Here is a 14,883-nt window from a genome sequence, read left to right as displayed (position 1 = left end):
TGCACAAATCTAACGATTTTGTTATACTATATCTGTAAGCATTTTCAATTAAAAAGGAGAAGACGATGAGTCAAAAGATTATTGGGATTGACCTTGGTGGTACATCTGTTAAGTTCGCAATTTTAACTCAAGAGGGAGAAATCCAAGAAAAATGGTCTATCAAGACCAACATTTTGGATGAAGGAAGCCATATTGTAGACGATATGATTGAGTCTATTCAGCATCGCTTGGACTTGCTTGGATTGTCTGCTACGGATTTCCGAGGCATTGGCATGGGTTCACCTGGTGTGGTTGACCGTGAAAAAGGGACTGTTATCGGTGCCTACAACCTCAACTGGAAAACCCTTCAACCAATCAAAGAAAAGATTGAAAAAGCCTTGGGGATCCCATTCTTCATCGATAATGATGCCAATGTAGCTGCTCTTGGTGAGCGCTGGATGGGTGCTGGTGACAACCAACCAGACGTTGTCTTTATGACACTTGGTACCGGTGTTGGTGGTGGTATCGTCGCTGAAGGAAAACTGCTTCACGGTGTTGCTGGTGCGGCAGGAGAGCTTGGTCACATCACTGTTGACTTTGACCAACCAATCGCATGTACCTGTGGTAAAAAAGGCTGTCTTGAGACAGTTGCTTCTGCAACAGGGATTGTCAACTTGACACGTCGTTATGCTGATGAATACGAAGGCGATGCGGCCTTGAAACGCTTGATCGACGATGGAGAAGAAGTAACTGCTAAAACTGTCTTTGACCTTGCAAAAGAAGGGGACGACCTTGCTTTGATCGTTTACCGTAACTTCTCACGTTACTTGGGAATCGCTTGTGCCAATATCGGTTCCATCCTCAATCCTTCAACAATCGTTATCGGTGGTGGGGTGTCCGCTGCGGGAGAATTCCTTCTCCAAGGCGTTCAAAAGGTTTATGACGAAAATACCTTCCCACAAGTACGCACAACAACTAAATTAGCTCTTGCAACTCTAGGAAATGACGCTGGAGTTATTGGAGCAGCGTCGCTTGTATTGCAATAAGATAAAAAAGGGGGAAAAACACTACTTTAAAGCTAGTGATTTTCCTCCTTTCTTTTTTTATGCTATACTAGTTAGGACTATAAATGAGGTGATAGTAAATGACAAAAGCAGATACGATTTTTAAAGAGAATATTGAACGAATTCTTAAAGAAGGTGTCTTTTCTGAGCAGGCACGTCCTAAGTATAAGGATGGGACAGTTGCCAATTCTAAGTACGTAACGGGTGCCTTTGCGGAGTATGATTTGGCCAAGGGGGAATTCCCCATCACGACCTTGCGACCCATTGCAATCAAATCCGCCATCAAAGAAGTCCTTTGGATTTACCAAGATCAGTCTAATAGCCTAGAAGTGCTCAATAACAAGTACAATGTTCACTACTGGAATGACTGGGAAGTGGGGGATACAGGAACCATCGGTGAGCGCTATGGGGCAGTCGTTAAGAAACACGACATCATTAATAAGATACTCAAGCAGTTGGAAGCCAATCCTTGGAATCGTCGCAATATCATCTCACTCTGGGACTACCAAGCATTTGAGGAGACAGACGGCCTCCTTCCATGCGCCTTTCAGACCATGTTTGATGTCCGTCGAGTAGATGGGGAAATCTATCTGGATGCGACCTTGACCCAGCGTTCGAATGATATGTTGGTGGCCCACCACATCAATGCTATGCAGTATGTGGCTCTTCAGATGATGATTGCCAAGCATTTCGGCTGGAAGGTTGGGAAGTTTTTCTATTTTATCAACAACCTTCATATCTATGATAATCAGTTTGAACAAGCAGAGGAATTGCTCCGTCGTGAGCCGTCAAACTGCCAACCACGCTTGGTTTTAAATGTTCCTGATGGGACTAATTTCTTTGATATCAAAGCGGAAGACTTTGAGTTGGTTGACTATGATCCAGTCAAGCCACAACTGAAGTTTGATTTGGCTATTTAAGAAAATAAAAAGAAGTTGAGATTTCTCAACTTCTTTTGTTGCTTAATGTGATACGCGGCGGCGAGCTGCTTTTTTGCGGTTTTCTTCGATGAAAGCTGCTTTTTGCTCTTCTGGCTCAATTACTTTCTTTTTAATTGCGTATACTGCACCTGCAACGGCAGCGACAGTTCCTGCGACACCTGTTACAAGACCTTTAGCGAATCCTTTAGCCATGAGTCTTCCTCCTTTATCTTCCCGATCAGCCAGGCTCCCCAAGTGGTAGCATTTTTCTGACTGACCTTTTTGTGATATAATAATAGTAACGAAAAAATGGAAATTTTTCAAGGAAAAAAGATGAAAACAAAAATAATTGTGATTGTTGGACCGACCGCTGTTGGGAAGACAGCCCTTGCTATTGAAGTGGCCAAGCGCTTTGGTGGAGAGGTGGTCAGCGGTGACAGTCAGCAAGTATACAGAAGGTTAGATATTGGGACGGCCAAAGCTAGTCCAGAGGAGCAAGCTGCTGTTCCTCATCATTTGATTGATGTCAGAGAGGTGACCGAGTCTTACTCGGCTTTTGATTTTGTTTCAGAAGCTAAGAAGGCTATAGAAGACATTCAAAGTCGAGGCAAGCTTGCTATTATAGCGGGAGGTACCGGACTTTATATCCAGAGTTTGCTGGAAGGCTACCATCTAGGTGGGGAGACACCTCATGAGGAGATTTTAGCCTATCGAGCTAGTTTAGAGTCTTATTCAGATGAAGAATTAGCCAATCTTGTGGAGCAGGCAGGCCTTGAAATTCCCCAGTTTAACCGTCGTCGTGCCATGCGCGCCTTGGAAATTGTCCATTTTGGTCAGGATTTGGAAAATCAGGAAAGTCCTTATGAACCTTTGATTATCTGCTTGGATGATGAACGCAGTCAGCTTTATGAACGTATCAATCGCCGAGTAGATCTTATGTTTGAGGCTGGGCTTTTGGATGAGGCCAAGTGGCTTTTTGACCACTATCCAGATGTTCAAGCTGCCAAAGGAATTGGCTACAAGGAACTCTTTCCATATTTCCGTGGGGAACAGACTCTCAAGGAAGCCAGCGAGAGTCTCAAACAGGCTACCCGTCGTTTTGCCAAGCGTCAGTTGACCTGGTTCCGTAATCGCATGCAGGTGACCTTTTATCAGATAGGAGAGTCTGACGTGAAAGAGCGTATTCTAAGCCAGATTGAGGAGTTTTTAAATGATTGAAACGGAGAAAAAAGAGGAACGGGTCCTGCTCATCGGTGTGGAACTGCAGGGTATGGAAAATTTCGACCTCTCCATGGAAGAGTTGGCTAGTATGGCTGCGACTGCTGGAGCAGTCGTAGTAGATAGTTATAGACAAAAACGTGAAAAATATGATTCCAAGACTTTTGTTGGCTCTGGTAAGTTGGAAGAAATTGCACTGATGGTTGATGCGGAAGAAATTAGCACTGTCATCGTCAATAATCGCTTGACTCCACGGCAAAATGTCAATTTGGAGGAAGTTCTCGGTGTTAAGGTGATTGACCGTATGCAGTTGATTTTGGATATCTTTGCCATGCGGGCTCGAAGCCATGAAGGTAAACTCCAAGTGCATTTGGCTCAGCTCAAATATCTCTTGCCTCGCTTGGTTGGTCAAGGGATTATGCTCAGCCGTCAGGCAGGGGGAATTGGTTCCCGTGGACCTGGTGAAAGCCAACTGGAGCTGAATCGTCGTAGTGTTCGCAACCAAATCACAGACATCGAGCGTCAGCTCAAGATCGTTGAGAAAAACCGAGCTACGGTCAGAGAAAAACGTTTGGAGTCGAGTACCTTTAAGATTGGTTTGATTGGTTACACCAATGCTGGGAAGTCAACTATCATGAACAGCTTAACCAGTAAGACCCAGTACGAAGCAGATGAGCTATTTGCAACTCTGGATGCGACGACAAAAAGCATCCATCTGGGGGGAAATCTCCAAGTAACTTTGACAGATACCGTGGGCTTTATTCAAGATTTGCCGACAGAATTGGTGTCCAGTTTCAAGTCGACCTTGGAAGAAAGCAAGCATGTAGACCTTCTAGTTCATGTCATTGATGCTAGCAATCCTTATCATGAGGAGCATGAAAAAACGGTTCTGTCTATCATGAAAGATTTGGACATGGAGGACATTCCTCGCTTGACCCTTTATAATAAAGCGGATTTGGTGGAGGATTTCACGCCTACTCAAACACCGTATGCCCTCATTTCTGCCAAGTCTGAGGATAGTCGTGAGCAGCTGCAAGCATTGTTTTTGGAGAAGATTAAGGAAATTTTTGAAGCATTTACTCTACGGGTGCCCTTTTCGAAGTCTTACAAGATTCATGATTTAGAAAGTGTAGCGATTCTGGAAGATCGCGATTATCAGGAGGACGGTGAAGTGATCACAGGCTATATTTCCGAAAAAAATAAATGGAGGTTAGAGGAATTTTATGACTGATATTAAAACTTTAGCTCTAAAGTATGGAGGTTATACAAGTCTGGATAAGGTCTATCTAGATCAACTTCTAGCTGGCAAAACAGAGCAAGAGCAGTTGGCTCTCATCACACCTCCTCCGAGTGTAGTCAATGCCTACTTTGCTGAACTCTACCAGAAAAAGAGTCCTGAAGCTGCGACGGATTATTTTTCAGAAGTCAGTCAGGAACTGAACCTCTACAATACTGAGCCAAGTTTCACCTTTGAAAACAAGCCCTTTATTCGTCTGAATCTGTCTGGTAAATCCTTTGGATTTTGCTATGAGGAAGAAGGTCTTGGACGGATTTTCTCAGAAACTGAGGAAGCAATCACAGCTGACTTGCTCTTTGAGATTGCACAAATTTTCCCCCATCAACTCGTCTTTGAAGAGTCTGGAAAGATTTACATGAAGGATGTCGGAGAAGAGGAAGTTGTTAGTGTGGAGAGTCTCACAGCTTTGACTGATTTGGAAAGCTTGGCTGATGGTCGAAAACGTCTCAAAGGCTATAGCCAAGAGGATTTACTGCAAGAAGCTAGAGTTTTTTCTGGCAAGCGCTATTTCCGCTCGGAAAATCGCACAGCCATGTTATATATTGATTAATTAGAAAGTATCGAATGGATATTCAATTTTTAGGAACGGGGGCTGGTCAGCCCTCTAAAGCCCGCAACGTTTCAAGTCTTGCCCTCAAACTCTTGGACGAGATTAACGAAGTCTGGCTCTTTGACTGTGGCGAAGGAACGCAAAATCGCATTCTGGAAACCACGATTCGACCCCGTAAGGTCAGCAAAATCTTTATCACTCACTTGCATGGAGACCATATCTTTGGCTTGCCAGGATTTCTTTCTAGCCGTGCTTTTCAGGCCAATGAAGAGCAAACAGATTTGGAAATTTATGGCCCCCAAGGGATCAAGTCATTTGTCTTAACCAGTCTTCGTGTGTCAGGTTCTCGTCTGCCTTATCGTATTCATTTTCATGAGTTTGACCAAGATTCTCTAGGGAAGATCCTTGAGACAGATAAATTCACTGTGTATGCAGAGGAGTTGGACCACACTATTTTCTGCGTTGGTTATCGTGTCATGCAAAAGGACTTAGAAGGTACCTTGGATGCTGAAAAACTCAAGGCTGCTGGTGTTCCGTTCGGCCCGCTTTTTGGAAAAATCAAAAACGGTCAGGATGTTGTTCTCGAAGATGGGACGGAAATCAAGGCTGCTGACTATATCTCAGCTCCCCGTCCTGGTAAGATTATCACCATACTTGGTGACACCCGCAAAACCAATGCCAGTGTGCGTCTAGCTGTCAATGCAGATGTCCTGGTTCATGAGTCGACTTATGGTAAGGGAGATGAAAAAATTGCTCGCAATCACGGTCACTCAACCAATATGCAGGCAGCACAAGTAGCAGCAGAAGCCGGTGCTAAGCGCCTCTTGCTCAATCATATCAGTGCTCGTTTCCTCTCAAAGGATATTAGTCAGCTTAAGAAAGATGCTGCTAGTGTCTTTGAAAATGTCCATGTTGTTAAAGACTTGGAAGAAGTTGAGTTATAATGTTATAGTTCGTTGAGAGGGAAATAAGATGACAGTTGAAAATCGTTTATTGGATAAAGCGGATTGGTATTTTGAGAATGCATTATCCAACTACTTGCACAGCTATTCATTACAAAAAGAAGAGCTAACTCAAAAAGATTATCGGGAGATTTATCGTTGGGCTGCGAATCATATCGGTTTTTTCGTTACTTGGCTCATCCAGCATGATGCCAAAGAACTGATGTCTCCTGATGAAGAAACGGTATTCCAAAGTGTAAAAAATGAGCAAACTTTGGGTGTTGATTATCTTTTAGACTGGTGCGATGGTAAACTGGGAACAATGGATATTACAAAGAATTTTCAGGCTTTTGTAAATGACTATTATGAACATCAGTATATGGATGATTATTCCGAATTTGTAGTCAATGACTTATATGACTTGCCTTTAGAATTTTTAGGTAGCTGGGAGGATTATCATCTGTTTGCTCCTGTCATTGACCAAGTTTATGCTCACTATTTAGCTGGAAAAAGATTTCATTAAATCGACCAACACTTTGAAAGGAATAGAGATGCGCACCATCATTATCACTGGGGCAAGCGGTGGCTTAGCCCAAGAAATGGTTAACCTCCTGCCAGATGACCAACTGATTCTACTTGGTAGAAATAAGGAAAAATTAGCCCAACTATATGGAAATCATCCTAATGTGGAATTGATTGAAATCGATATTACTGATGACTCAGCCCTAGAAGCTCTGGTAGCTGATCTCCATCTCCGTTATGGCAAGATTGATGTCTTGATTAACAATGCTGGCTATGGAATTTTTGAAGAATTCGACCGGATCTCTGATCAAAACATTCACCAGATGTTCGAGGTCAATACCTTTGCTCTGATGAATCTGTCTCGTCGTCTTGGAGCTCGCATGAAAGAAAACCGAAAAGGCCATATCATCAATATCGTCAGCATGGCAGGTTTGATAGCTACAGGGAAATCCAGTCTCTACTCAGCGACCAAGTTTGCGGCTATTGGTTTTTCCAACGCTCTACGCCTTGAACTCATGCCCTATGGTATCTATGTGACTACGGTCAATCCAGGACCAATCCGAACTGGATTTTTTGACCAGGCAGACCCAGATGGCAGCTATCTCAAGTCTGTTGAGCGATTTCTCTTAGAACCAGATGCGGTTGCTAAAAAGATTGTCAAAACCATAGGGAAAAATAAACGAGAACTCAATCTTCCTTTTTTGCTCAATTTAGCCCACATATTTTATACTCTCTTTCCCAAGCTAGCTGATAAGTTGGCAGGGGAGACTTTTAATTATAAGTAAAAGGAGTTCCTTACAAAAGGAACTTTTTTATAATATTGAACTGAGTGTCAAAAATTTGTTTGTTTTTGTTCTAAATCTACATTCACTTTTTTCGAATCTTCTACAAATTTTAGAAAAAACAATCAAAAATATGATTTTTTGTGTTTAGGGTATTGAAATTTCCTATATTATTTTATAAAATAAGGGTAAAAGGCTATGAAAAAGTAATACGCTTACAAAGAAATGGAAGCGGTTACTAAAGGAGGATTTTATGGAAAAAGGCCATTGGAATCGTAAAAGAGTCTACAGTATTCGTAAGTTTGCTGTAGGAGCTTGCTCTGTCATGATTGGAACCTGCGCTGTTCTATTTGAAGGAAGTGTCGTTGGAGAATCACCAGTTTTTGCGGATGAAACACCTATTGCGCATACTGTAAAACAAGCAAAAGAGGAAAGTCCAGCAGTGGAGGAAAAAGAACATCAAGCTGTAGCAGAGCACAAGGATGCTGCAAGTGTGGATCAAAGCCAAGCTGCACCAATTGAATCAAGCAAACCAGAGGTGAAAGAAGATGAACCTGTAGCTCCAAAAGAGGAGAAAGCATCTCTAAAGCCTGAAGAAACAGCTCCAAAGGTAGAATCTCAAGCTTCAAGTCAAGAAAAGCCTGTCAAGGAAGAGTTGAAAGCTGCGACAAATGAAGAAGTGAATCAAATGATTGAAGATAGAAAAGTGAATTTTAATCAAAATTGGCACTTTAAACTCAATGCGAATCCTAAAGAAGCTGTGAAATCAGATGCAGACGTATCAACATGGCAAAAATTGGATCTCCCACACGACTGGAGTATCTTTAACGATTTTGACCATCAGTCACCTGCCCAAAACGAGGGTGGACAGCTCAATGGTGGTGAAGCTTGGTATCGCAAGACCTTTAAACTTGATGAAAAAGATCTCAAGAAAAATGTTCGTGTAACATTTGATGGTGTTTACATGGATTCTCAAGTCTATGTCAATGGCCAGTTAGTGGGACATTATCCAAATGGTTATAACCAGTTCTCATACGATATCACAAAGTATCTTCACAAAGATGGTCGTGAGAATGTGATTGCTGTCCATGCAGTCAACAAACAACCAAGTAGCCGTTGGTACTCAGGTAGTGGTATCTACCGTGATGTGACCTTGCAAGTGACAGATAAGGTTCATGTTGAGAAAAATGGGACAACCATCTTGACACCAAAACTTGAAGAACAGCAACACGGCAAGGTTGAAACTCATGTGGCCAGCAAAATCGTCAATACAGATGATAAAGACCATGAATTGGTGGCAGAGTATCAAATCGTTGAACGTGGTGGTCAGGCTGTGACAGGTTTGGTTCGTACAGCGAGTCGTACCTTGAAAGCACATGAATCAACAAGTCTTGATGCTATTTTAGAAGTGGAACAACCAAAACTCTGGACAGTTTTAAATGACAAACCAGCCTTGTACGAATTGATTACGCGTGTTTACCGTGACGGTCAATTGGTGGATGCTAAGAAAGATTTGTTTGGTTACCGTTACTATCATTGGACTCCAAATGAAGGCTTCTCTTTGAATGGTGAACGCATTAAATTCCATGGTGTTTCCTTGCACCATGACCACGGAGCGCTTGGAGCAGAAGAAAACTATAAGGCAGAATACCGTCGTCTCAAACAAATGAAGGAGATGGGCGTTAACGCCATCCGTACAACTCATAACCCTGCAAGTCCACAGACCTTGCAAATCGCAGCAGAACTTGGTTTGCTGGTGCAGGAAGAGGCTTTTGATACGTGGTATGGTGGTAAGAAACCTTATGACTACGGACGTTTCTTTGAAAAAGATGCCACTCACCCAGAAGCTAGAAAAGGTGAAAAATGGTCTGACTATGATCTCCGTACCATGGTCGAAAGAGATAAAAATAACCCAGCTGTCTTCATGTGGTCTATCGGAAACGAAATCGGTGAAGCTAATGGCAATGCTCACTCTCTTGCAACGGTTAAACGCTTAGTAAAAGTGATTAAAGATGTTGATACTACACGTTATGTTACCATGGGAGCAGATAAGTTCCGCTTCGGTGATGGTAGCGGTGATCATGAGAAAATTGCTAATGAACTCGATGCAGTTGGTTTCAACTACTCAGAAGACAACTACAAGAAACTTCGTGCGAAACATCCAAACTGGTTGATTTACGGTTCAGAAACATCTTCAGCAACCCGTACACGCGGTAGCTATTATCGTCCTGAACAAGAATTGGTACATAGCAACCAAGCTTATCGTAACTATGAACAGTCAGATTATGGAAATGATCGTGTTGGTTGGGGTAAAACGGCAACCGCTTCATGGACTTTTGACCGTGACAATGCTGGCTATGCTGGACAGTTTATCTGGACAGGTACGGACTATATTGGTGAGCCTACACCATGGCACAACCAAAACAATACACCAGTTAAGAGTTCTTACTTTGGTATCGTAGATACAGCAGGTATTCCAAAACATGACTTCTATCTCTACCAAAGCCAATGGGTTTCTGCCAAGAAGAAACCGATGGTACACCTTCTTCCTCACTGGAACTGGGAAAATAGAGAATTGGCATCGAAAGTTGAAGATTCAGACGGAAAAATCCCAGTTCGTGCTTACTCAAACGCTGCAAGCGTTGAATTGTTCTTGAACGGTCAATCTCTCGGTGTTAAAAAGTTCAACAAAAAACAAACTAGCGATGGACGAACTTACCAAGAAGGTGCCAATGCCAAGGAACTCTACCTTGAGTGGAAGGTTGCTTACCAACCAGGTACTTTAGAAGCAGTAGCTCGTGATGAAGCTGGAAAAGAAATTGCACGTGACAAGATCACGACTGCAGGTCAACCAGCAGGTGTTCGTCTCATCAAGGAAGAACACGCAATCGCTGCAGATGGAAAAGACTTGACTTACATCTACTATGAAATCGTAGACAGTGAAGGAAATGTGGTACCAACTGCTAATAATCTGGTTCGCTTCCAATTACATGGCCAAGGTCAACTTGTCGGTGTAGATAATGGGGAACAAGCCAGCCGTGAACGCTACAAGGCGCAACCAGACGGTTCTTGGATCCGTAGAGCCTTTAACGGTAAAGGGGTTGCCATTGTTAAATCAACTGAGCAAGCAGGTAAATTCACTCTAACAGCCCATTCAGATCTCTTGAAATCTGGTCAAGTAACGGTCTTTACTGGTAAAAAAGAAGACCAAGAAAAGACCGTTCTCGGAACAGAAGTACCAAAAGTACGTACTGTTATTGAGAAAGAGCCAAAAATGCCGAAGACCGTCGCTTTTGTCTATAGTGATGGCAGTCGTGAAAAACGTCCAGTAACTTGGTCTTCAGTTGATGTGAGCCAAGCAGGAGTTGTGACTGTTAAAGGTATGGCAGACGGACGCGAAGTTGAGGCCCGTGTCGAAATTCTAGCAATCGCAAATGAGCTTCCAACTGTTAAGCGTGTTGCTCCAGGAACAGACTTGAGCGCTGTTGACAAATACGTTTCTATTGCTGTTACGGATGGAAGCGTACAAGAATACGAAGTTGATAAGTGGGAGATTTCGGAAGCAGATAAAGCTAAACTGTCAGTTGCAGGATCACGTATTCAAATGACTGGTCAACTGGGTGGTGAGACTATTCACGCTACCCTTGTGGTAGAAGAAGGTAATCCTGCGGCTCCTGCAGTACCAACTGTAACTGTTGGTGGCGAATCTGTCACTGGTCTTACTACTCAAAATCCAATGCAATATCGAACTCTTGCTTACGGTGCATCCTTGCCAGAAGTTGTAGCAAGTGCTGAAAATGCGGATGTTACTGTAGTCCAAGCAAGTGCAGCAAACGGCATGCGTGCAAGCATCTATGTTCAACCAAAAGATGGTGGACCTCTTCAAACCTATGCAATTCAATTCCTTGAAGAAGCACCGAAAATTGACCACTTGAGCTTACAAGTAGAGCAAGCTGACGGTCTTAAAGAAGACCAAACAGTGAAATTGTCTGTACTCGCTCACTATCAAGACGGAACACAAGCAGTTTTACCAGCTGATAAAGTGACCTTCTCTACAATTGGTGAAGGGGAAGTCGCGGTTCGTAAAGGAATGCTTGAGTTACATAAGCCAGGAACAGTCACTCTCAAAGCAGAATATGAGGGGGCTTCAGGTCAAATCAATCTCACGATTCAGGCCAACACTGAGAAGAAGGTTGCGCAATCTATCCGTCCTGTAAACGTAGTCACAGACTTGCATCAGGAACCAAGTCTTCCAGCAACAGTAACAGTTGAGTACGACAAAGGTTTCCCTAAAGCCCACAAAGTCACTTGGCAAGCCATTCCAAAAGAAAAACTCGACCACTATCAAACCTTTGAAGTTCTAGGTAAAGTTGAAGGTCTGGATCTTGAAGCGCGTGCTAAAGTATCTGTAGAAGGCATCGTTTCAGTTGAAGAAGTCAGTGTGACAACTCCAATTGCAGAAGCGCCGCAATTACCAGAAAGTGTTCGCACCTACGATTCAAATGGTCACGTTTCATCAGCTAAGGTTACATGGGATACGATTCGTCCAGACCAATACGCCAAGGAAGGTGTCTTTACAGTTAATGGTCGCCTAGAAGGTACGCAATTAACAACTAAACTTCATGTTCGCGTATCTGCTCAAACTGAGAAGGGAGCAAATATTTCTGACCAATGGACCGGTTCAGAATTGCCACTTGCCTTTGCTTCAGACTCAAATCCAACTGATCCTGTTTCAAACGTCAACGATAAATTGATTTCCTTTAATGACCGCCCAGCTAACCGTTGGACAAACTGGAACCGTACTAATCCAGAAGCTTCAGTTGGTGTCCTATTCGGAGATTCAGGTATTTTGAGCAAACGCTCTGTTGATAACTTAAGTGTCGGATTCCACGAAGACCACGGAGTTGGTGTACCGAAGTCTTATGTGATTGAATATTATGTCGGTAAGACCGTTCCAACAGCCCCTAAAAACCCTAGCTTTGTAGGTGAGGAAAACCATGCCTTTAATGATCCTGCAAACTGGAAAGAGGTAAGCAATCTCAAAGCACCAGCTCAATTAAAAGCTGGAGAAATGAATCATTTTAGCTTTGATAAAGTTGAGACCTATGCGGTTCGCATTCGTATGGTTCGACTTGATAGCAAGAAAGGAACGTCTATCACAGAAGTACAAATTTTTGCGAAACAAGTCGCAGCAGCCAAACAAGGACAAACAAGAATCCAAGTTGACGGTAAAGACTTAGCAAACTTCAATCCTGATTTGACAGACTACTATCTTGAGTCTGTAGATGGAAAAGTTCCTGCAGTAACAGCAAGTGTTAGCAACAATGGTCTCGCTACCGTCGTTCCAAGCGTTCGTGAAGGTGAGCCAGTTCGTGTTATCGCGAAAGCTGAAAATGGTGACATCCTAGGAGAATACCGTCTACACTTTACAAGCAATAAAGACTTGCTCTCTCGTAAACCAGTTGCCGCGGTCAAACAAGCTCGCTTACTACAAGTAGGGCAACCGCTTGAATTGCCAACTAAGCTTCCTGTTTACTTCACAGGTAAAGACGGTTACGAAACAAAAGATTTGGCAGTTGAATGGGAAGAAGTTCCAGCAGAAAATCTGACAAAAGCAGGTCAATTTACCGTTCGAGGTCGTGTCCTTGGTAGTGATCTTGTTGCTGAGTTCACTGTACGAGTGACAGACAAACTTGGTGAAGCTCTTTCAAATAACCCAGAGTATGATGAAAATAGTAACCGCGCCTTTGCTTCAGCCACTAACGACATTGATAGAAACTCCCATGACCGTGTGGACTATCTCAATGACGGAAATCATTCAGAAAATCGTCGTTGGACAAACTGGTCTCCAACACCATCTTCTAACCCAGAGGTATCAGCGGGTGTGATTTTCCGTGAAAATGGTAAGATTGTAGAACGGACTGTTGCGCAAGCCAAACTTCATTTCTTTGCAGATAGTGGTACGGATGCCCCATCTAAACTCGTTTTGGAACGCTATATTGGCCCAGACTTTGAAGTACCTACCTACTATTCAAACTATCAAGCCTACGACGCAGGCCATCCATTCAACAATCCAGAAAATTGGGAAACTGTGCCTTATCGTGCGGATAAAGACATTGCAGCTGGTGATGAAATCAACGTAACATTTAAAGCTGTCAAAGCCAAAGCCATGAGATGGCGTATGGAGCGTAAAGCTGACAAGAGCGGTGTTGCGATGATTGAGATGACCTTCCTTGCACCAAGTGAATTGCCTCAAGAAAGTACCCAATCGAAGATTCTTGTAGATGGAAAAGAGCTTCCTGATTTCGCTGAAGATCGTCAAGACTACCAAATCACCTATAAAGGTCAACGTCCAAAAGTCTCAGTCGAAGAAAGCAATCAAGTAGCTTCAACAGTTGTAGATAGCGGAGACGATAGCCTTCCAGTACTTGTTCGCTTTGTTTCAGAAAGTGGAAAACAAGTCAAGGAATACCGTATCCACTTGACTAAGGAAAAACCAGTTTCTGAGAAGACTGTTGCTGCTGTACAAGAAGATCTTCCAAAACTCGAATTTGTTGAAAAAAATTTGGCCTATAAGACAGTTGAGAAAAAGGATTCAACCCTGTATCTAGGTGAAACTCGTGTAGAACAAGAAGGAAAAGTTGGTAAGGAACGGATCTTCACAGCGGTTAATCCTAGTGGAAGTAAGGAAGAAAAACTCCGTGAAGTGGTAGAGGCTCCGACAGACCGCATCGTCTTGGTTGGAACTAAACCAGGAACCTCCCTTCCAGAAGATGAAGTGAAGAACCTAGTCCTTAACAGACCAGAACTTGTAATCGAAGAAGAAACAATTGATTTCAAGGTTCAGGAACGTAAGTCTGATAAGTTGTATCTAGGTGAAACTCGTATCCTCCAAGAAGGTCAAAAGGGTATTCGCATTCACTTGATCGAAGTTGAAAATGGCAAGCGGACTGAAAAAGAAAGCTATAATAAAGTCATGGCTCAAGATCGCATTGTAGAAGTCGGAACAAAACCAGGAACCGCCCTTCCAGAAGATGAAGTGAAGAACCTCGTTCTTAATCTTCCAGAGCTTATCTCAGAAGAAGAAGCCATCGATTTCAAGGTTCAGGAACAAAAGAATGACAAGCTTCCAGCGGGTCAAACTCGTGTTCTCCAAGAAGGAAGACAAGGTATCCGTGTTCACTTGATCGAAGTTGAAAATGGTAAGCGAACTGAAAAGGATAGCTATGATAAAGTTATGGCTCAGGATCGCATCGTAGAAGTCGGTACGGCTAGTGAAACAACTAAACCAGTACCTCAAGAATCTACAAAACCACAAGTATCAGAAAAAACAGATACAAAAGAAATTTCTTCAAATGAAGCTAGTCAGGTTCAAAAAGAACAGTTACCAAATACAGGAAGTGCAGAAAGTCAAGCAGCTCTAGCAGCAGGTTTAGCTCTTCTTGGTTTGAGTGCAGGTCTAGTGGCCACTAAAGGTAGAAAAGAAGACTAATCTCATTTAGTAGCCAATAAGTACAGTAAAGAAAGATCAGGGATAACCTCCTGGTCTTTTTTCTATGATTCAGAATAATGAAATATGCTAAATTAAACTATTTACCAGTATGGTGTAT

General features: G+C 42.8%; 10 protein-coding genes. 9 read left to right on the top strand and 1 reads right to left on the bottom strand.

Annotated elements, in window-relative coordinates:
* Positions 1–65 precede the first annotated feature (65 nt).
* Both E7Y33_RS07360 and E7Y33_RS07355 read left to right on the top strand, forming a co-directional pair.
* Entirely contained in the window at positions 66–1,025 is a 960-nt protein-coding gene (locus E7Y33_RS07360) for an ROK family glucokinase (protein WP_000078589.1), read from the top strand.
* 98 nt (positions 1,026–1,123) lie between these two features.
* Positions 1,124–1,963, top strand: a complete 840-nt coding sequence (locus E7Y33_RS07355; protein WP_139690092.1) for a thymidylate synthase — start codon at positions 1,124–1,126, stop codon at positions 1,961–1,963.
* A gap of 42 nt (positions 1,964–2,005) precedes the next feature.
* Here E7Y33_RS07355 and E7Y33_RS07350 read toward each other — a convergent pair whose 3' ends face one another.
* A complete protein-coding gene (locus E7Y33_RS07350) occupies positions 2,006–2,176 on the bottom strand; it encodes a DUF3042 family protein (protein ID WP_001051782.1) in 171 nt (56 codons plus the stop codon).
* 120 nt (positions 2,177–2,296) lie between these two features.
* Between E7Y33_RS07350 and miaA the strand changes: the two genes are divergently transcribed.
* The 7 genes from miaA to bgaA all read left to right on the top strand — a co-directional run bounded on the left by miaA (position 2,297) and on the right by bgaA (position 14,765).
* A complete protein-coding gene (gene miaA, locus E7Y33_RS07345) occupies positions 2,297–3,181 on the top strand; it encodes a tRNA (adenosine(37)-N6)-dimethylallyltransferase MiaA (protein ID WP_139690091.1) in 885 nt (294 codons plus the stop codon).
* On the top strand, positions 3,174–4,412 hold the full coding sequence (gene hflX, locus E7Y33_RS07340) for a GTPase HflX (protein ID WP_139690090.1): 1,239 nt from the start codon (positions 3,174–3,176) through the stop codon (positions 4,410–4,412). Before miaA ends, hflX begins: the two co-directional genes overlap by 8 nt.
* Positions 4,405–5,028, top strand: a complete 624-nt coding sequence (locus tag E7Y33_RS07335) for a cystathionine beta-lyase (RefSeq protein ID WP_139690089.1) — start codon at positions 4,405–4,407, stop codon at positions 5,026–5,028. Before hflX ends, E7Y33_RS07335 begins: the two co-directional genes overlap by 8 nt.
* Before the next feature lie 14 nt (positions 5,029–5,042).
* Positions 5,043–5,972: a ribonuclease Z gene (gene rnz / locus E7Y33_RS07330; protein ID WP_139690088.1), complete on the top strand. Its 930-nt coding sequence runs from the start codon at positions 5,043–5,045 to the stop codon at positions 5,970–5,972.
* A gap of 28 nt (positions 5,973–6,000) precedes the next feature.
* Positions 6,001–6,492, top strand: coding sequence for a DUF7832 domain-containing protein (locus E7Y33_RS07325; protein WP_139690087.1), 492 nt, complete (start codon positions 6,001–6,003; stop codon positions 6,490–6,492).
* Between the two features lie 28 nt (positions 6,493–6,520).
* On the top strand, positions 6,521–7,276 hold the full coding sequence (locus E7Y33_RS07320; protein WP_139690086.1) for an SDR family NAD(P)-dependent oxidoreductase: 756 nt from the start codon (positions 6,521–6,523) through the stop codon (positions 7,274–7,276).
* 250 nt (positions 7,277–7,526) lie between these two features.
* Positions 7,527–14,765 (top strand): LPXTG-anchored adhesin/beta-galactosidase BgaA, encoded by a 7,239-nt coding sequence (gene bgaA, locus E7Y33_RS07315; protein WP_139690085.1) that lies wholly within the window; start codon positions 7,527–7,529, stop codon positions 14,763–14,765.
* Positions 14,766–14,883 lie beyond the last annotated feature (118 nt).

The organism is Streptococcus oralis (genome assembly GCF_006175905.1).
Classification (GTDB): domain Bacteria; phylum Bacillota; class Bacilli; order Lactobacillales; family Streptococcaceae; genus Streptococcus; species Streptococcus oralis_BG.
Note: the sequence above shows the minus strand (reverse complement) of the source record. Positions and strands in the feature narration are given on the sequence as shown.

Bases quoted from the DNA above. Each gene is read 5' to 3' on its own strand.
- E7Y33_RS07335 (WP_139690089.1), top strand. From the start codon at position 4,405: ATGACTGATATTAAAACTTTAGCTCTAAAGTATGGAGGTTATACAAGT.
- bgaA (WP_139690085.1), top strand. From the start codon at position 7,527: ATGGAAAAAGGCCATTGGAATCGTAAAAGAGTCTACAGTATTCGTAAG.
- rnz (WP_139690088.1), top strand. From the start codon at position 5,043: ATGGATATTCAATTTTTAGGAACGGGGGCTGGTCAGCCCTCTAAAGCC.
- hflX (WP_139690090.1), top strand. From the start codon at position 3,174: ATGATTGAAACGGAGAAAAAAGAGGAACGGGTCCTGCTCATCGGTGTG.
- E7Y33_RS07350 (WP_001051782.1), bottom strand. From the start codon at position 2,176: ATGGCTAAAGGATTCGCTAAAGGTCTTGTAACAGGTGTCGCAGGAACT.
- E7Y33_RS07325 (WP_139690087.1), top strand. From the start codon at position 6,001: ATGACAGTTGAAAATCGTTTATTGGATAAAGCGGATTGGTATTTTGAG.
- E7Y33_RS07355 (WP_139690092.1), top strand. From the start codon at position 1,124: ATGACAAAAGCAGATACGATTTTTAAAGAGAATATTGAACGAATTCTT.
- miaA (WP_139690091.1), top strand. From the start codon at position 2,297: ATGAAAACAAAAATAATTGTGATTGTTGGACCGACCGCTGTTGGGAAG.
- E7Y33_RS07320 (WP_139690086.1), top strand. From the start codon at position 6,521: ATGCGCACCATCATTATCACTGGGGCAAGCGGTGGCTTAGCCCAAGAA.
- E7Y33_RS07360 (WP_000078589.1), top strand. From the start codon at position 66: ATGAGTCAAAAGATTATTGGGATTGACCTTGGTGGTACATCTGTTAAG.